This window comes from Mesorhizobium sp. YC-39 (assembly GCF_025753795.1).
Taxonomy (GTDB): domain Bacteria; phylum Pseudomonadota; class Alphaproteobacteria; order Rhizobiales; family Rhizobiaceae; genus Mesorhizobium.
On record NZ_JAOWPS010000004.1, the window covers coordinates 233,612 to 250,604 of the forward strand.

The 16,993-nt window shown below is 63.5% G+C and carries 19 protein-coding genes; 8 read left to right on the forward strand and 11 right to left on the reverse strand.

Annotated elements, in window-relative coordinates:
- The first annotated feature begins 46 nt into the window (after positions 1–46).
- Positions 47–1,234 carry a magnesium transporter gene (locus OHD62_RS22445; protein WP_263787216.1) on the forward strand — a complete coding sequence of 396 codons (1,188 nt, stop codon included), beginning with the start codon at positions 47–49 and terminating at the stop codon, positions 1,232–1,234.
- 288 nt (positions 1,235–1,522) lie between these two features.
- Here OHD62_RS22445 and OHD62_RS22450 read toward each other — a convergent pair whose 3' ends face one another.
- On the reverse strand, positions 1,523–2,107 hold the full coding sequence (locus OHD62_RS22450) for a GNAT family N-acetyltransferase (protein WP_263787218.1): 585 nt from the start codon (positions 2,105–2,107) through the stop codon (positions 1,523–1,525).
- Between the two features lie 250 nt (positions 2,108–2,357).
- Between OHD62_RS22450 and OHD62_RS22455 the strand changes: the two genes are divergently transcribed.
- Positions 2,358–3,017: a L,D-transpeptidase gene (locus OHD62_RS22455; protein ID WP_263787219.1), complete on the forward strand. Its 660-nt coding sequence runs from the start codon at positions 2,358–2,360 to the stop codon at positions 3,015–3,017.
- Between the two features lie 10 nt (positions 3,018–3,027).
- Positions 3,028–3,540, forward strand: a complete 513-nt coding sequence (locus OHD62_RS22460) for an OmpA family protein (protein ID WP_263787221.1) — start codon at positions 3,028–3,030, stop codon at positions 3,538–3,540.
- Between the two features lie 111 nt (positions 3,541–3,651).
- On the opposite strand, the gene OHD62_RS22465 is transcribed toward OHD62_RS22460, so the two are convergent.
- From OHD62_RS22465 to OHD62_RS22490, 6 genes are all read right to left on the reverse strand, one after another.
- Positions 3,652–4,395: an amino acid ABC transporter ATP-binding protein gene (locus OHD62_RS22465; RefSeq protein ID WP_318528654.1), complete on the reverse strand. Its 744-nt coding sequence runs from the start codon at positions 4,393–4,395 to the stop codon at positions 3,652–3,654.
- A gap of 26 nt (positions 4,396–4,421) precedes the next feature.
- Positions 4,422–5,096, reverse strand: a complete 675-nt coding sequence (locus OHD62_RS22470; protein WP_263787223.1) for an amino acid ABC transporter permease — start codon at positions 5,094–5,096, stop codon at positions 4,422–4,424.
- The gene (locus OHD62_RS22475) at positions 5,093–5,770 is read right to left on the reverse strand and encodes an amino acid ABC transporter permease (RefSeq protein ID WP_263787225.1); all 678 of its coding nucleotides are present in this window, start codon (positions 5,768–5,770) and stop codon (positions 5,093–5,095) included. Before OHD62_RS22475 ends, OHD62_RS22470 begins: the two co-directional genes overlap by 4 nt.
- Positions 5,771–5,862: 92 nt before the next feature.
- Complete coding sequence (locus OHD62_RS22480; RefSeq protein ID WP_263787226.1) at positions 5,863–6,651, reverse strand: ABC transporter substrate-binding protein; 789 nt, start codon at positions 6,649–6,651, stop codon at positions 5,863–5,865.
- 113 nt (positions 6,652–6,764) lie between these two features.
- Positions 6,765–7,928 (reverse strand): saccharopine dehydrogenase family protein, encoded by a 1,164-nt coding sequence (locus tag OHD62_RS22485; protein WP_263787229.1) that lies wholly within the window; start codon positions 7,926–7,928, stop codon positions 6,765–6,767.
- Entirely contained in the window at positions 7,925–8,434 is a 510-nt protein-coding gene (locus tag OHD62_RS22490; RefSeq protein WP_263787231.1) for an Lrp/AsnC family transcriptional regulator, read from the reverse strand. The genes OHD62_RS22485 and OHD62_RS22490 overlap by 4 nt, the downstream gene beginning before the upstream one ends.
- Positions 8,435–8,685: 251 nt before the next feature.
- Between OHD62_RS22490 and OHD62_RS22495 the strand changes: the two genes are divergently transcribed.
- The 4 genes from OHD62_RS22495 (at position 8,686) to OHD62_RS22510 (ending at position 11,966) form a co-directional block, all read left to right on the forward strand.
- Entirely contained in the window at positions 8,686–9,408 is a 723-nt protein-coding gene (locus OHD62_RS22495) for a GntR family transcriptional regulator (protein ID WP_263787233.1), read from the forward strand.
- An 80-nt stretch (positions 9,409–9,488) separates the two neighbouring features.
- Positions 9,489–10,025 (forward strand): flavin reductase family protein, encoded by a 537-nt coding sequence (locus OHD62_RS22500; protein ID WP_263787235.1) that lies wholly within the window; start codon positions 9,489–9,491, stop codon positions 10,023–10,025.
- Between the two features lie 65 nt (positions 10,026–10,090).
- Entirely contained in the window at positions 10,091–11,578 is a 1,488-nt protein-coding gene (locus OHD62_RS22505; protein WP_263787236.1) for a 4-hydroxyphenylacetate 3-hydroxylase family protein, read from the forward strand.
- 7 nt (positions 11,579–11,585) lie between these two features.
- Positions 11,586–11,966, forward strand: a complete 381-nt coding sequence (locus tag OHD62_RS22510) for a cupin (protein ID WP_263787238.1) — start codon at positions 11,586–11,588, stop codon at positions 11,964–11,966.
- Between the two features lie 52 nt (positions 11,967–12,018).
- On the opposite strand, the gene OHD62_RS22515 is transcribed toward OHD62_RS22510, so the two are convergent.
- The gene (locus OHD62_RS22515; RefSeq protein WP_263787240.1) at positions 12,019–12,951 is read right to left on the reverse strand and encodes a LysR family transcriptional regulator; all 933 of its coding nucleotides are present in this window, start codon (positions 12,949–12,951) and stop codon (positions 12,019–12,021) included.
- Between the two features lie 96 nt (positions 12,952–13,047).
- Between OHD62_RS22515 and OHD62_RS22520 the strand changes: the two genes are divergently transcribed.
- Complete coding sequence (locus tag OHD62_RS22520) at positions 13,048–13,878, forward strand: NAD(P)H-dependent oxidoreductase (RefSeq protein ID WP_263787242.1); 831 nt, start codon at positions 13,048–13,050, stop codon at positions 13,876–13,878.
- Positions 13,879–13,934: 56 nt separating this feature from the next.
- Here the strand turns inward: OHD62_RS22520 and OHD62_RS22525 are convergent, their stop codons facing one another.
- The 3 genes from OHD62_RS22525 to OHD62_RS22535 all read right to left on the reverse strand — a co-directional run bounded on the left by OHD62_RS22525 (position 13,935) and on the right by OHD62_RS22535 (position 16,987).
- Positions 13,935–14,660: a 3-keto-5-aminohexanoate cleavage protein gene (locus OHD62_RS22525; protein WP_263787244.1), complete on the reverse strand. Its 726-nt coding sequence runs from the start codon at positions 14,658–14,660 to the stop codon at positions 13,935–13,937.
- A 177-nt stretch (positions 14,661–14,837) separates the two neighbouring features.
- Positions 14,838–15,500: a phytochelatin synthase family protein gene (locus tag OHD62_RS22530; protein ID WP_263787246.1), complete on the reverse strand. Its 663-nt coding sequence runs from the start codon at positions 15,498–15,500 to the stop codon at positions 14,838–14,840.
- 131 nt (positions 15,501–15,631) lie between these two features.
- A complete protein-coding gene (locus tag OHD62_RS22535; protein ID WP_263787247.1) occupies positions 15,632–16,987 on the reverse strand; it encodes a sigma-54-dependent transcriptional regulator in 1,356 nt (451 codons plus the stop codon).
- Positions 16,988–16,993 lie beyond the last annotated feature (6 nt).

Genomic DNA, 16,993 nt, shown 5'->3' on the forward strand with positions numbered 1-16,993 from the left:
CCGATACTTTACATACTATGTGACCTTCAATTGGGGGCTATAGCAAATGAAAGAAGAGACCGGCGTTCAGAAGTTGGTGCGCACGCTGCGTGCCCGAGCACCTGATGACGCAGCTGAATTGCTCGCCAGAGAGTCTCCCGAGTTCATCCGCGACACACTAAAGCTGTTGCCGGACGGGCACGCCCGTAAGGTGGCCGAGCATTTGCCACTGCATATGCGGCCCATCGGGTCTCATGGCGGTGGCGAGGATGTCGCGATGCCCGAGTCGCTCATCGAGCTGATGGACCCGATTGCCGCCAGCGTTCCTGTCGGGACGACAGTTGCTGCCGCGGTTGAAGCTGTCAGACGCGCCCAGGTGCCGACCGAGCTCACTTATCTCTATGTCACGGACGAGGGCAATAAACTGGTTGGCCTGGTGGTCCTGCGCGATCTAATGCTGAGCGAACCGGACGCAATTGTCGATCAGATCATGCTGCCCAGGCCGTTCGCTCTTAATGTCGGTCTCTCTTTGAGCAACGCATGCGAGGCAGCGGTACGGCGTCACTACCCTGTCTACCCGGTGGTGGACGCGGAGAACCGGCTGCTTGGGCAGGTTCGCGGTTGGCGCTTGTTCGAGCAGCAAATCATCGAGATTTCCGCCCAGTCTGGCCAGATGGTAGGTGTCCAGAAGGAGGAGCGCTCTTTTACGCCGCTGTTTTCAGCCTTCTTGAAGCGTCATCCGTGGCTGCAGTTGAACCTCCTGACGGCCTTCATGGCCGCATTCGTCGTCAGTTCGTTCACAGGGACGATCGAGAAGATCGTTGCCCTGGCGGCGTTCCTCCCGGTCTTGGCCGGGCAGAGCGGAAACACCGGCTGCCAAGCATTGGCGATGACCCTGCGTGGCCTTGCCCTGGGGGATGTGGACAAACGACCGAAGCTGCACTTGGTGATGAGAGAGGGCGCGCTCGGGATCGCCAACGGCTTGCTCGTCGGCCTTCTTGCGGCTGCGGCGATGTGGTTCTACGCCTCGAGGCAACCGGAGTCGGCGGCCCAAGCGCCCATGCTGGCACTTGTGATCCTGCTTGCCATGTCCGGATCGTGCCTCATGTCCGGAATCTCCGGCGTGCTGATCCCGTTGGGCCTGCGCCGGGTCGGCGCTGACCCGGCGGTCGCTTCGGCGATCTTCCTCACCACCTTGACCGATATTGTAGGCATGGGCCTGATGCTGGGGCTCGCCACCATACTCGTGCTGTAGCGAGGCGCGTCCAGCGACGCGTCCCAGGGAATTGGAGGCAATAAGCTGACCTCGTCGCGTTCAGCGAAATTACGAGAGCCAGGTCGCATCGCGCACGCATCGTGAGAAGCACCTTCCGGCAGCTCTCGGCCCCCTTGCGCAACGCGACGGAAGACCAACCGGCACGGTGGACCACCGCCTATCACACGCCAATTGCCCAGACGTACCGGGCGTATGCCCGTAGCGGATGCCGTGCGAATAACGATCGATCGCGCCGAGATAGATCCGCTTCCGCGGACCTTCCACGACTCAACGCGGTCCTCGCAGCATCGGGACGACTGTCGGCGACGAACCGACCTGGATGGCGCCGAGCGGTTCGAAGCCGTGCCGGCGGTAAAACGGAATGTTGCGCGGATTCGAGGATTCCAGATAAGCAGGCGCGTGATCGCGATCGCACCGTGCGAGTGCGTACGCCATCAGGGCTTTGCCGTGACCTTCGCCTTGGTGCGCGGGGTCGACACCGATCAGGGGCAGGAACCAATGCGGTTCGGTCGGATGGTAGGTGGCCATTTTCTCAAATACAGCCGCGGTTTCGCCGGCCAGAGAGGGCGCAACTGTGCTCTGGATGAGCGCACCAAGCTCTTTCTCGTCAGGGTGCACCCCAGGCGGCAGCCACAGCGCCGCACCAGCGTAGTCCGCGGTGCAAAAGGCGCTTCCGCAAGAGAATGCCGCGCCTCCGAGCGCACGAACCATCCGCGGCAGGGCCGCAAGGAACTGGTGCGAATGAGGCCAAGTCCATCGCGCCATAGGGTCCGCCGCAAACGCCAGCACGACCGTATCGACCACCGGATTTTCATCGGCAGCGGACGCAACTCTTACTGTCTCTGACTTCACGCTATCCTCCTGACGCAGACAGTCCGACGAGGTCTGACGCATTAAGTAGCGCGATCTCGCAATCTGTCTAAGCCTCGTGAGCGATCGCGGTCCCGCTGGCCTGATATCCGGCTAGGAGCGGAACGGCAGCTACCGCACAGTCGGTCTAGTTAGCTGCCGGTCCGGATGCGGCTAACTGCAGCATTTTCCACTTTGAGGCGAAATAATTCTCAATTATGGTTCGCCAGGCTTAAGGCATGGGGGATTGCCGATGGTTTTATCACGCAGGGGTGTCGTGATCGGTGGCCTGGCGCTGGTCGCCGTCGGTGCAACCGGCAATATTATTCAAGCCGCGACGGCAAAATCCTTTTTCGCCGGTACCGCCAGCGACAACAATTTTGTCTATCGCAAGACCAACTTCGCCAAGATCGACAAGAGATGGCATCGCCAGATCGTCAAGTATTTCAGCAGCGAGCCGGTCGGCACCGTCGTGGTCGATACCCGCCACCACTTCCTCTACCTCATCATGGAAAACAAGACCGCTATCCGCTACGGCGTCGGCGTAGGCAAGGACGGCTTCAAATGGTACGGCCGCGCGACGATCGACCGCCGCGCGCTGTGGCCGCAATGGGTCCCGCCCCCCGAAATGCGTAAGCGCAGGCCGGACCTACCGCCCATGATCGCAGGCGGCGCGTCCAACAATCCGCTCGGGCCGCGCGCGCTCTATCTGTACCGCGACGGCGCCGACATCGGCTACCGCCTGCATGGCACGCTGGAGCCATGGAGTATCGGCACCGACGCTTCCAGCGGCTGCATCCGCATGTTCCCGGAAGACATCATCGACCTCTACCAGCGGTGCCCGATCGGCACCGCGGTGGAGGTCCTGCCGCACATCGCCGACCAGGCGCCCGCTTCCACCACTGTCGAATGATTGGCGCATCATGAACCGCATGATTGAAAACACGCGCCGGCTGCTCGCCGCCAGCCTGCTGGTGCTGGCCGCATCCTGCTCGACCAGTAACACGCTGGCCCCTTCCACGCCCGACATCACCAACGCCGAGATTGCCGGCTTCCAGAACGTGCAGCCGGGCAGCGAGGAGGATTTTATCCTCAATGTCGGCCGCCGCACCTATTTCACGAAAGGTTCGGCCGCGCTCGATTCTGTCGCCAAGGCCACCCTCGACACCCAGATCGCCTGGTTAGCAAAGCATCCGCGCTGGCTGCTCAAGCTGCAGGGTTTCGCCGACGATCCCGGCGCAAGCGAAACGGCGCTGTCGCAGCAGCGCGCCGACGCGGTGATGGACTACCTCGCCGCCGGCGGCATAGACCGCAACCGCATGTGGGCCAAGGGCTACGGCAAGGACAGGCTCGTCCGCGACTGCCCCGACGCCGCCTGCAGGTCGCAGAACCGCCGCGTTGTGTCTAATTTGCGCGATGAGAGGGACGAGTCTTAGGGGGGCTGCAATCGGTTCCCGGAGAAGTCATCCTGCGTCGGTGCGCGCTGCCCGCTGCGCTTGCAGTCTGATCGTCGGGGACCTCTTTCCGCCCATCTCGGCCTCTCAACCCTAATGCCGCAGGATCTTGCTCAGAAAAGCCCGGCTGCGGTCGGTTTTCGGATGTGAGAAAAACTCCTCCGGCGTGCCGCTCTCGACGATGGCGCCGGCGTCCATGAACACCACGCGCTGCGCCACCTTGCGGGCGAAGCCCATTTCGTGGGTCACCACCATCATGGTCATGCCTTCCTCGGCAACCGCGACCATGACGTCGAGCACTTCCGAGATCATCTCGGGGTCGAGCGCCGAGGTCGGCTCGTCGAACAGCATGATCTTGGGGCGCATGCCGAGGCAGCGCGCGATCGCCACGCGCTGCTGCTGGCCGCCGGACAGTTGCCCGGGATAGGCGTCGACCTTGTCGCCAAGGCCGACCTTGGCGAGCAGTTCGCGCCCGTCCTTTTCGGCCTCGGCGCGCGGGATCCTGCGCACATGGATGGGAGCGAGCGTCACGTTCTCGAGGGCTGTCTTGTGCGGATAGAGGTTGAACGACTGGAAGACGAAGCCGATCTCGGTGCGCAGCCGGGTCATGTTGGTGGCGGGGTCGCCGAGCCGCTGGCCGTCGACGATGAGATCGCCGTCCTTGATCGCCTCAAGGCCGTTGATGCAGCGGATCAGCGTGCTCTTGCCCGAGCCGCTCGGGCCGCACACGACAACCACTTCGCGCGGCTCGACGCTCAGCGTGATGTCCTTCAGCACGTTGAGTGCGCCGAACCATTTGTTGACACCGCGAAAATCGATCATGCCGGTTTTGGTCATATTTGCCTGACCCTTCGGGTTCGACGTCACAACTGCACCTCGCCATGGGCCGCACCGATGCGCTGCTCCAGCCGGCGGGCCAGCATGATCAGCGGATAGCAGACGATGAAATAGCCGAGGCCGACGAGGAAGAAGACCAGCAGCCCGTTCGGCACGCGCTGCACCACCAGCCAGCCGACGCGGGTGAGGTCGGTCAGCCCGATGGCCGAGACTACGGAGGAATCCTTGATCAGCAGCACATATTGCCCGACCAGCGGCGGCAGCACGATGCGCATCGCCTGCGGCAGCACCACCTGGCGCATGCGCTGCCAGCGCGACAGGCCGGACGCCAGCGCTGCCTCGACCTGGCCGGTCGGCACCGAGCGGATGCCGGCGGCGACGATCTCGCAGATGAAGCAGGCGGCCAGATTGGTCAGCGCGATGATGCCGGCGGTGAAGGCATCGAGCTCGATGCCGAGTTCCGGCAGGATGAAGAAGATCAGGAAGATCTGCACCAGGAACGGCGTGCCGCGGATCAGGTCGACCCAGGCGCCGATCGCCGCGCTGATCAGCCGGTTGCCGCCGGTTCGCAATATGCCGAGGCCAAAGCCGAGCAGCGTGCCCAGCACCAGGCTGATCAGCGACAGCGCCACGGTCATGCCGAGGCCGCGTAGCGCCAGGGGATAGCTGCCGGCGAGGCTCTGCAACTGCTGCCAGATCATGTGCTGCTCCTTGCCGGCTGTAAGCCGAGCCAGCGGCCGGACAGCGCCGCCAGGCCCTTCAGGCAGTAGTAGAGCAGGAGATAGAAGGCGGCGATGGTGATAAAACCTTCCGCCGGCATGAAGCGGTCGGAGGCGAGCAACTGGCCGGCGCGCGTCAGCTCGGCGACCGAGATCAGCGACAAAAGGGCGGAATCCTTGACCAGCACGATGGCCTGGCCGAGCAGCGGCGGGATCGTCACCTTGAACGCCTGCGGCAGGATGACCAGTCGCATGCGCTGGACATAGGTCATCCCCGAGGCGACGCCGGCTTCAACCTGGCCGCGCGGGATCGACAGGATGCCGGCGCGGATGATCTCGGCGACATAGGCGCCGCTGTTCAGCGACAGAGCGAGGATGCCGACGACCAGCTCGGGCAGCACGAAGCCGAGGCGAGGCAGGCCAAAATAGAGGAAATAGAGCTGCGCCAGCAACGGCGTGGCGCGCACCGCGTCGATATAGGCCTTGGCCGGGACGCGAAACAGCCAGCCACGTTGCAGGTTCATGGCGGCGAGCAGGATGCCGACGGCGAGTGCGCCGGCAAAGGAGATGAGGGACAGCCACACGGTCGTGACGAGGCCCTGCCCGAACAAAGGCAGATATTCGACGATGGTGCGGAAGCTGAAATTTTCAAGCATCGCTGGGTGGAATCCCGAGACGGACGAGGCGAATTCCGGACAGCTTTGTGGCGCACCGAGGCGCGCGCGAAACTGTCCGGATTTGTCTCTGCTTAGTGGTCTTTCTTCCAGGCGTCGGAATTGACCCAGTAGTCGAGGTTCTTCTGCAGGCGGCCGTCGATGCTGACCTGGTCGAGGAACAGGTTCATCCAGACCAGCAGGTCCGGCTCGTCATAGCGGGTGGCGAAGGCCAGCGGCTCCTTCGACAGCAGCTCCGGCATGATGGTGAAGCTGCCGGCCGGATAGGCGGTCGACTGTCCCTTCACCGCCGAGACGTCATTGACGCCGCAATCGGCCTGGCCGTTGTTGACGGCGTCGAGCAGCAGCGGACCGCCGCCCTTGTAGCTCTTGATGTCGGCGTCGGGGAAGGCGGTCTTGGCCTCCTTCTCGCCGGTCGCGCCGAGCAGCACGGCAATCTTGGTGCCCTTGGCCTTGCAGTCCTCGGTGGTCTTGAACTTGCTGTCGGCCTTGGTGAAGACGGTGCTGCCCGTATACATATAAGGTTTGGTGAAGGCGACCTTCATGCCACGCGCCAGCGTCGGCGTCATGTCGGCAACCAGCAGATCGGCCTTGCCCGACAAAAGCGCCGGGATCAGCCCATCCCAGTCGAAATCGAGGAAGGTGATCTTGACGCCCATTTCCTTGGCCATCAGTTCGGCGAGTTCGACAGAACTGCCGGTGCGTTCGCCGGCCGCACCAACCAGCGAGAAGGGCGGTCCCTGCGTCTGCACGGCGACGCGCAATTCGCCGCGCTTGGTGATGTCGTCGAGCGTTCCGGCGCTGGCAGCAGTGGTGGGGCCGGCAAGCGCAAGTCCTGCGATGAAAAGCTTGGCAATCTTCATTGGGCATTCCTCCTGTTGTCGTTGTTGTTCCACTTTGTTGTTTCACCCTTTGGGGGTGCTTTTTGAGCGGCGGCGCCGTTGCCGGCGGCGACACCGTTCGAAAATCTGTCTCCTCAGTCCCAGCCGACCGTTTCGGATACCCGTATACCGCGGCTGACCAGTTCGTCGAGGAAGCGGCCGTCGGGCACATGCAGCAGCGGGTTGAGCAGGCCGGGCGTGGCGATTTCGCCGCGCGCCAGCATCTGCGCCACGATGCTGGCGGGATAGCCGACGCCAAGGCTCATGCCGAACAGGCCGGAGGCGAGGTCGCGTTCGATGATCAGGTCCGAGGTCACCGTCTTGGGGCGGCCACCCTGTGTGCCGGCAAAGACATTGCGCATGACGCACAGGTCCTTCTCGTCGGCGCCATATTGCAGTTGCGGGCCGAGCAGGCGGCCGAGAAATTCGCGCGGGCTCGCACCTAGGCCGGGCACCTTGTCCTCGGAGAGGAAGCCGAGCTCCTTCAGCGGCGCCCAGAAGGCCGACCAACCCGGCCAGCGCAGCGAATAGCGGCCCGAGCGCTGCAGCCCTCTGGCGGCGGCCAGCATCTCGACATAGTGCGGCGCGTCGCCATTGGGGAAGGCTTCGAGCTGACCGAGCCCCGCGACCTCGATCTCATGGATGAAGCGGTTGTCGTGTTGACGGCTGGCCGACACCTCGACCCGCTTGCCGTCTTCGATGAGCACGCTGTCGCGGTTCTGGCTGACCAGAACCATGTCGAAGTTCCAGCTCACCTTGTAGCACAGCGGCTTGGCCATCGCCTTCGGCTCGGGGATGCCGCCGCAATAGGAATCGATGGCGGTGATGGTGTCGAACTGCCGGGCCGCATGAGTGTAGAGGACAAGGTCGATGCCGGGGTCGAGTCCGCATTCGGTCATGATCGAAACGCCGGCCTGTTCGGCGGCAGGAGCGAGGTCGGCGATCGCCTTGCCGTAATTGGTGGTGACCAGCGGCGTGCGCGTCGCGATCGCGGCTGACACCGCCTCGCGCATCAGCGGCTGCGGCAGCAGGTCGATGACGGCGTCGACATCGGCCAGCACATTGGCCAGTGCCGGGCCGATCGCGCCCTCGGGCACGACGAAACGTACATGGGCGAGGTCGGTCAGGCCGCCAAGCCGGGCCGCCCCATCCGGCGCGGTATCGACGCAGACGACTTCCTCGACGCCGTCGCTGGCGACGAGATCGGCGATTGCCGCCCGGCCTTGCAGGCCGAGGCCGCCGAGAACCGCGATCTTCATGCCGGCTCCTTGCGTGCCGGCGTTTCTTCCGACCAGCAGCCTTCCGGCAGGCTGACCCATTTGTTGCAGGAGGCCATGACGACGAAGGTCTCGCTGCGCACGACTTCACCCGGCTCGCCGGCGCCGGGGATCAGCTCGCTGGTGACGCGGTAGAGGTCGGCGACATCGCCGGCCACGGTCACATCGACGATGATGTCGAAGCGCCCGGTGACCACGGCGGCAGAGTTGACGAAGGGCAGTTCGGAAATGCGTCGCGCCAGTTCCCTGGCACGGCCGCGCCCCTGCGCGTTGATGCCGACGATTGCCGAGATCAGCTCGGGGCGCTCGGTCAGGTTGAGCAGCCCGACGATCTTGATCAGGTTGCGGTCGAGCAGGTTGCGCAGCCGCGTACGCACCGTCGGCACGGAGATCGCCATCGTCTCGGCGAGGCGGTTTATGCCGGGCTGCGCGTCCTGCGACAGCAGTTTGACCAGTCGCCGGTCGGTCTGATCGAGATGTTCCCGCAAAGGCCAAAGCTTTCATAAATAGAAAAAATTGATGGATTTTTCTTTCTGATATGAAAACATTCTACGGACGATTTTTTGAAATCGCAAGAGCCACGTTATCTCGAAGGACGGCGACCGCCTCCTCGTCGCCTATGAGAGAGGCAAGGTCGGGCACCTCATAGGATCTCTCGAAGCCGCCGACGCGTGTTGCGACGTCGCAAATCAAAAGGACTGCTTGAATTTCTCATAAACAAGATGTATGCATCTTGTTTATGAGCCAACGGCACGATGCTAGGACCTTTGCTGCAAGCCATCGCACCGATGCTGCGCAGGACATCGTCTACCGCTGGCTGAAGCAGCATGTGCTTACATTGCCCAGGCATGAAGGCACGTTCCTTACCGAGGCGGAGGTTTGCCGCGAGACGGGCACGTCGCGGACGCCAGTGCGCGAAGCACTTTTACGGCTCGAAGCCGACGGCCTCCTGCAGATCGTGCCGAAGAAGGGTGCCTATGTCCCTCCTATAACCGAGGCTGAAATTGAAGCGGTTATGCAGGCTCGCGGCTTGGTGGAGGAGTGGTGTGCGCGGCAAGCAGCTGGTTTCGGAGAGGTGCTTGCGACGGAACTCGACCGACTGGTGGCCATGCAGGTGGACTTGCATGACGACTCGGTCGCATTCATCGAATGCGACCGGGAATTTCATGGCACCATCGTGCGCGCAGCAGGCAATCCGATGCTCGCCAGCTTCTACGAGAGCTTGCGAGACCGACAGTTACGGATGGGCGTGCATGCCATCACGATCTCTGGCGGTCGCGCCGACAGTGTGATCGCCGAACATGCCGCGATCGTCGAGGGGATACGCCGCGGACAGCCTGAACAGGCGGCCGCCGCAGTCGCTGAGCATCTTGCGCGGACGCTAGTCGCCTTGCGGCCAATAGCGGCGGGTTGGGCCGGCGGCTTCGGCAACCGCGTGCAGCCAGGCGCCCAAAGGTTATAAAAATGGCTTGGGCGAACAGGCACGGCAACGGACTTGGGTGAGATTTGATGACTTAACAGATCGGTGCCGAAGGGTGGGGCATGATCATGGAGCGGGAAACGGCTTTCGACGTGCGTGCGTTCCGGCAGGCGCTGGGACAGTTTCCGACCGGCGTCTGCGTCGTCACCTGTCTGGCCGATGGCGAGCAGCTCGGCATGACGATGAGTTCGTTCAACTCGCTGTCTCTCGACCCGCCGCTTGTCCTGTTCAGCATCGACCGTCGTTCAGCGAGCCTGTCGCTATGGGAGAACGCCGCCAGCTACGCGGTCAATGTTCTTTCCGAAAACCAGAAGGATATCTCCAATCGTTTCGCACGACCGCTCTCCAACAAATGGGAGGGTGTGCGGTTCGAGCCTAGCCGGTCGGGTGCCCCGGTGCTGCCCGGCGCGGCGGCGCTGTTCGACTGTGAGCCGTGGACCAGGCACGAAGCCGGCGATCATGTTCTGTTCATTGCCAGGGTGAAGCATTTCCGGTCCTTCGCCGACCGGCAGCCGCTGGTTTTCAACAAAGGGCGATATGCGGCGCTGCAGCCAACGGAGTTCACGGCGCCACTCTGGCCACTCGACATTCACTACTAATTTCTTGGCACTACTGATTTCTTGGCACTACTGATTTCTTGGCACTACTGATCCAGGAGGGGAAGATGATCAAGACCGGTGCACAGCATATCGAGACGCTGAGGGACGGCAGGCAGGTCTATATCAACGGCCAGACGGCCGGCGACGTCACGGTGCATTCCGCCTTCCGCCAGACGATCCGATCGGTCGGCGCGCTCTACGATTTCCAGGCGCGGCCCGACAACCGTGAGCTAATGACCTTCGAGGTGCCTGAAAGCGGCGGGCAGCGCGCCAACCGCATCTGGCAGTTGCCGCGCAGCCATGCCGACCTCGTCGAGCGGCGCAAGGCATTGGAAGCCTGGACAGAGCTTCACTATGGCTTTCTCGGCCGCGCCCCGGACCATGTCGCCTCATGCATTTCCGGCATGTTCATGGGTATCGAGGTGTTCGAGACCTATGACAAAGCCCGCGCCGCAGCACTTGCCGATTACTACCGCTACGCCCGGGATAACGAACTCTACCTCACCTACGTCATCATCAATCCGCAGGCCGACCGCTCGAAGTCGGCGGGCGAGCAGCAGGACCGCTTCCTCACCGCCGGCGTGGTTGACCAGGACGCCGGAGGTCTGACGATCCGCGGAGCCAAGATGCTGGCCACCGGCGGCATCATGGCAAACGAGGTTTTCGTCACCTGCATCCAGCCGCTGCGCGAGGGCGACGAGCCTTATGCGGTCTCCTTCGCGGTGCCGATGAACGCCAAGGGACTCAAGATCCTGTCTCGCAAATCCTACGAGGAAAGTACAACCAGCGTCTTCGACAATCCGCTCGCCAGCCGCTTCGACGAGAACGACGCGGTGCTTTACTTCGATGACGTGAAAGTTCCCTGGGACCGCGTCTTCGTCAACCAGGACATCACCATGTGCCAGCGGCAGTTTCATGCCACGCCGGCGCATGTCTTTCAGAATTACCAGGCGCAGATCCGCCTGATGGTGAAGATGCGTTTTCTCGTCGGCATCGCCCGACGCATCGCCGAGACCAACGGCGTCATCGGCTTTCCGCAGGTGCGTGAGGCGCTAGGCGCGCTCGCCGCGCAGAACACCATGGTCGACGCGCTGGTGCTCGCGATGGAGGTGAAGGGCCGCATGCATGGCGCCTATTTCGTACCCGATGGTCACACGCTGTATTCCGCGCAGGTGCTGACGCAACAGCTTTACGCGCAGGTTATCTTGTCACTGCGCGAACTCGCCGGCGGTGGGCTGATCATGCTGCCGTCCGGCGTCCAGGATTTCGCCAACCCGGAACTGCGCGACCTGATCGAAAAGACGCAACAGTCGCCAGTCGCCTCATCGGAGGGTCGCGTAAAATTCTTCAAGCTGGCATGGGATGCGGTCGGCTCGGAATTCGCCTCCCGCCACACACAGTACGAGATGTTCTATGCCGGCGCCACTTTCGTCACCAAGGGGCACAGCTTCCGCACTTTCGACTGGGACCGCTGTACGCAACTCGTCGACCACATGCTGGACAGCTATTCGCTGGAGGACGAGATGGACCGCGATGCTCCGGTTGCCGCGTGAGGTTTTCATGCCGATCGCCAAGGAGCACAAGGAATTCCACGCCGTCGACATGGCCGGCGAGGGCTGGCATGTGCCGCCCGGCTATCCGCCTGGCATCGAGCAGAAGATTCTTGCCGGCCGGCTCGACGAGGCCGGCAAAACGGGAAACCGCACGCGGCTGCTGCGGTTCCGGCCGGGCGCCTACACCACGGTGCCGTTCGTGCACGATTACTGGGAAGAGGTTTATCTGATATCGGGCAATCTCATTGTCGGCGCCGCCACGTCTGAAGAACCGCCGCTGAGTTTTGCCCCAAACACCTACGCCTGCCGACCACCCGGCGTCTACCATGGTCCGTTCAGGTCGCAGACCGGATGTCTGTTGCTCGAGTTGCACTACTACGAGACCTAGTAGCCGGCGCGGTCGCGCTAGCAACGAGAAGGCGCCGGCGAGGGGTGTTCGGCTATCGCTCCAGCCGCGGCTTCTCGATACCCGGAATTCCGCCAATCCGCTCGGCGAGAAAATCGACCAGCAGCCGGACCCGGGCAACGCCCGCGCGCTCCGGGACAATCAGCATACTCAGCGGTATGGGAGGCGGGGCGTAGTCTGGCAGGATCACTTCCAGCCGGCCGGCGGCGAGAAGATCGTCTACAAGCCAGTGATGGGCAGGTGCGATACCACGTCCGGCGACAAGGGCCTCGCGCGCGGCAAGTCCATGGTCGACACGAAATCGGCCGCCAAAAGGCACTGCGTGGCGTTCGCCGCCCGGCCCCTGCAGGGCGAGCGTGTCGCTTCCCGCGATGTTCGACATCCGGATGCCTTCGTGGTCAGGCAGATCCTGGGGGATAGCTGGTCTGCCCCGCGCCGCCAGATAGGCCGGCGCCGCCACCAGCAGACGCCGGGACTGGCCGAGTGCCCGCAGTTTCATAGAACTGTCGGTGAGCGGACCGAGGCGAAGCGCGATGTCGATACCCTCCCGCACAAGGTCGATGCGCTCGTCCGTGAGGCTGAGATCAACCCCGATGTCGGGATATCGGTCCTGAAAGGCGAAGATCAGCCGGCTGACGTGCAAGACTCCGAGTGCCGCCGTGCAGGATATCCGGATCGTGCCGGCCGACGCACCACGCGTGCCCCGCGCTTCATCGCCGGCCTGCTCAACGAGGCGCAGGATCTGGACACTGTCGGCATAGTAACGACTGCCCTCATCAGTCATTGTGACACGCCGGGTGGTCCTGCTGAGCAAGGGCACACCGATGGCCTCCTCGAGCTCCCGCAAATGCCGTGTGACCGTCGACTGCCCAACGCCGAATTCGCGCGCCACCGCCGACAAGCTGCCGCGCTCGGCGACGCGAACGAAGGTGCGCATGCGGTCGAGCGTGACGTCAGATCTATCCATTATTCGGCATAATCTTATGCATTGCCTACATGTAGCGGATCATCCTAGGGCTGGCTACCTTTAGCGTCTATCGTTCTTCTTCTTCGGAGTTGACCCATGAAAGTCCTGCTTGTTTTTGCTCATCCCGAGCCGCGTTCGCTCAACGGCGCACTGCGTGACGTCGCCATCAGGGAACTCGAGGCCCAGGGCCATGAGGTGCGGGTGTCCGACCTCTATGCCGATGGCTGGAAATCTGAGGTGGACCGTGCCGACTTTCCGTCGTGGCCGCCCGAAGCACGCTTCCTGCCGGCTGGGGCATCCAAAAAAGCTTTTGCGACCAGCACTCTGACCGAAGACGTCAAAGCGGAGATCGACAAGCTGTTGTGGGCCGACACCCTGATCCTCCAGTTCCCGCTCTGGTGGTACGCCATGCCGGCGATCCTCAAGGGCTGGGTCGATCGGGTGTACGCCTACGGCTTCGCCTATGGCGTCGGCGAGCACAGCGACCAGCGGTGGGGGGACCGCTTTGGTGAGGGAACGCTCGCTGGCAAGCGCGCGATGCTGATCGTGACCACCGGCGGCTGGGAAGAGCATTATTCCGCCCGCGGCGTCAACGGCCCGATCGACGACCTGCTGTTCCCGATCAATCACGGGATCCTCTATTATCCGGGCTACGACGTGCTCCCGCCGTTCGTGGTCTACAGAGTGGACCGTTTCGGGGAGGCCGATTTCGAGCCTGTCGCGGAGCGCCTGCGCGAAAGGATGCGCACGCTCGAGACGATCCGGCCGATTCCCTATCGGCAGCAGAATGGCGGGGATTACCACATCCCGAGCATGCAGCTCCGCCCCGAACTGGGCGACCCCGGCGCCGCAGGCTTCGCGCTTCACGAGGATCGCGCCGGCGCCAAATCGGCGACGCCGCGTTCGACTTTGCGGGATGTGGCCTGACACCGGATCCCGAAAAGATCATGGTCAGGCAAGGCGCCTAAAACCCATGGGGTGAATCAGCGACCGGCCCGAAATATCGCCGCCGCCGCCGCCGTCAGCGCGGCATTGCCGGACGCTACCGTTCCGTCCGGCAGCGCCTTGCCGTCCTCCAGCCCGACACGCGTCGACCAGTTGCGCTCGGCGGCTCTATGCACGAACGGCCAGACCGTGGCATCGGCGCCATGCAGCAGGATGGCCCGTCGTATCCCGGTGCGTTCCAGCACCGCTTCGATGCCGTCCGACACGGCAAAGGCCTCGTCCAGCGTCTGCTCCGAAATCTCGATCAGAATGCGCAGCACACGCCCGCCATGGTCGAGGCTGACCAGACGCTCGGCGTCGGCGATCGACGCGAGCCCGGCCTCGACGCCGACGCCGCGCTGGCGCAGGCTCTCCATAACGAGCGGCGCCGCCGCCTCGCTGAGATTGACCGAGGCGTAGTCCGGCAATTCACGCCAGCCGGCGATGGTCGTAAGCGTGCGCTCATCGTCGTTCTCGATCCAGGCGCCGGTGGAGACGCCGATCAGCGTTCCCGGGCAAGCGCGGCGGAGCGCGAGCATAGTCGGGTCCATCGCCGCTGGCGCCAGGCTTTCGCGGCCGTCCGTCCCGCGCGCATGGACATGAAGCTCGGCCGCACCAGCGGCCACGCAGGCCACGCCGTCGCGCGCCATGGCTTCGGGATCGAGCGGCAGTTGCGGATGGAAATCGGCGCTGCGCGCGCCATTGATGCAGGTCTGGACGATCATGGGGTTGGGCAGCCTAGTTGCGGTTGCCACAGTCTAGCGCAGGGTCGCGAAAACCGGAATCGGCACGCGCTATCATCCTGACAGATGGGCCGCTTTTCCCTTGTTTGGCCCTGACCTGTCCCGGCCGAATGGTTCAGTCCGTGCGCAAGCGATGGCGCGTCCCGCATCAGGCCCGTTTCATTCGATCAGCAGCAAGCCGCGCTTTTGGTCGCCATCGCTATCGATTGTGTCCATGGCAGAGAACAGGCGTTCGCGCTCGATCAGCCATGGCTTGTAGCGTTCATTGACATCGAGAACGAAAACCATGTCCTCGGCCTCCAGATATCCGCCGATCGGCGAAAAATGGCCGACGCCGGCGCCGAAGATCTTCTTACGGGTAAAGTTGATGATGTAGCGGCGACCGGGATCGTTGGCGCGTTTCATATGCTCGCGGAATTCCCCGGCGGTCAGGTTCCGCAGCACGGAGACTTTCCGCCCGGTCTTCGTTCGGGCGACTTCGGCAACCTCGTCGAGCGTCAGGCCGATGATGCAAAAGCCGGTCCAGCACTTTCCCGTCCCCTCGAGGACTTCCGCTTCGGTTGTTTCCTCTTCGCCGATCGAGCGGAATGTATTGGCGACGCTTGCCGGACCGCACCGTGACCCGTTCGATTGCCATTGGATGTCGGCATTGAAGGTGGCGGCCACAGGCAGCTTCCAGGCGGTGTTTATCAATTCAGGAGTACGGGTCACGGATGACTGGATTGCCTCCGGCGAGACGGCCGACTGACCGGCAAGCAGGAATGCAGCGCCGCAAAGCAGGGCAACGCCGGCAATCGCACCGAAAGCAAGACCGCGCTTCATGGGCTGAACCTCGAAGCAGTGCAGCGGAAGGACATTGCAGAAACGCGGTCGTAACGTCAATCGGCTGCAACAAGCCCGAGGGGCAAGCACTACAGCCCGGACCTCAAAGCGGCGCCAAGCGATCGGTATTGCTATCTGGAAAATTCGCTGCGCACGATGCCATGGCGCTGGAGCTTGTCGTAGAAGGTCTTGCGCGGGATACCCAGCGCTTCAATCGTGCGCCGAACGTCGCCTTCATTGCGGCCGAGCGTCTCGCGGATGATGTCGGCCTCGTAGCGCTCCAGCCGCTCCGGCAGCTTCATGGCGGCATCCGGCTGGGCCGGGGCAGGGGATTGCGCCTGCGTTGCTTCTTCCAGCCCAAGCACGAAACGCTCGGCAAAATGCGCGAGCTCGCGCACATTGCCCGGCCAGTCATGCTCCCTGAGATGGCGATGCACCGAGGCGGGAACAGAAGGCACCGGGCGCCGGAAACGGGCGGCGGCGCGCTCGGCGAAGTAGAAGAACAGCAAGGCGACGTCGTCGCGGCGTTCGCGCAGCGGCGGGATCGAAATCGTCACCACGTTCAGCCTGTAATAGAGATCCTCGCGGAAAGCGCCGCGCTGGCGCGGATCGCTAAGATCGACCTTGGCGGCGGCAACGACGCGCAGATCCACCGGCCGCACTTCGTTGGTGCCGAGCGGCGTTACCTCGCGCATTTCCAGCACGCGCAGCATCTGCACCTGCGTCGAGACCGGCATGCTTTCGATCTCGTCGAGGAACAGCGTGCCGCCGCTGGCATGCTCGATGCGGCCGATGCGCTTCTTCTGCGCGCCGGTGAAGGCGCCCGCCTCATGGCCGAACAATTCGCTCTCGATGACGGTTTCCGGCAGTGTGCCGCAATTCAGCGCGACGAAATTGCCCCTGGCGCGGCGGCTCCAGCGATGCAGCAGGCTCGCCACCACTTCCTTGCCGGAACCGGTCTCGCCGGTCACCAGAACGTCGACATCGGTGTCGGCGATCTGCCGCAGCATGCGGCGCAGCCGCTCCATGGCCGGCGTCTGGCCGATCAAGGGCAGGCCGTCCTGCGCCTCTCCGGCCGCCTCGCGCAAGGCCCGGTTCTCCATCACCAGACGGCGCTTTTCCGCCGCCCGCCGCACGCTCTGCACCAGCCGGTCGGCGGCAAAGGGTTTGGTGATGAAGTCGTAGGCGCCGTCCTTGATCGCCTTGACGGCAACCGCGATGTCGCCGTGCCCGGTGACAAGGATGACGGGAATGTCGGCATCCAGCCGCAGCACGCGATCGAACAACTGCAGGCCGTCGATCTCAGGCATGCGGATGTCGGACACCACGACGCCGGCGAAACCGGCGTCGAGCCTGGCCAGCGCCTCGGCCGCGACAGGAAAGGCCGAGACCGAAAAACCGGCCAGCTCCAGCGTCTGCGCGGTGGCCTTCAGAAGATCGCTGTCGTCATCGATCAGGATGACCGGTGCGGCGTCGTGGTCCGTCATGCTGTC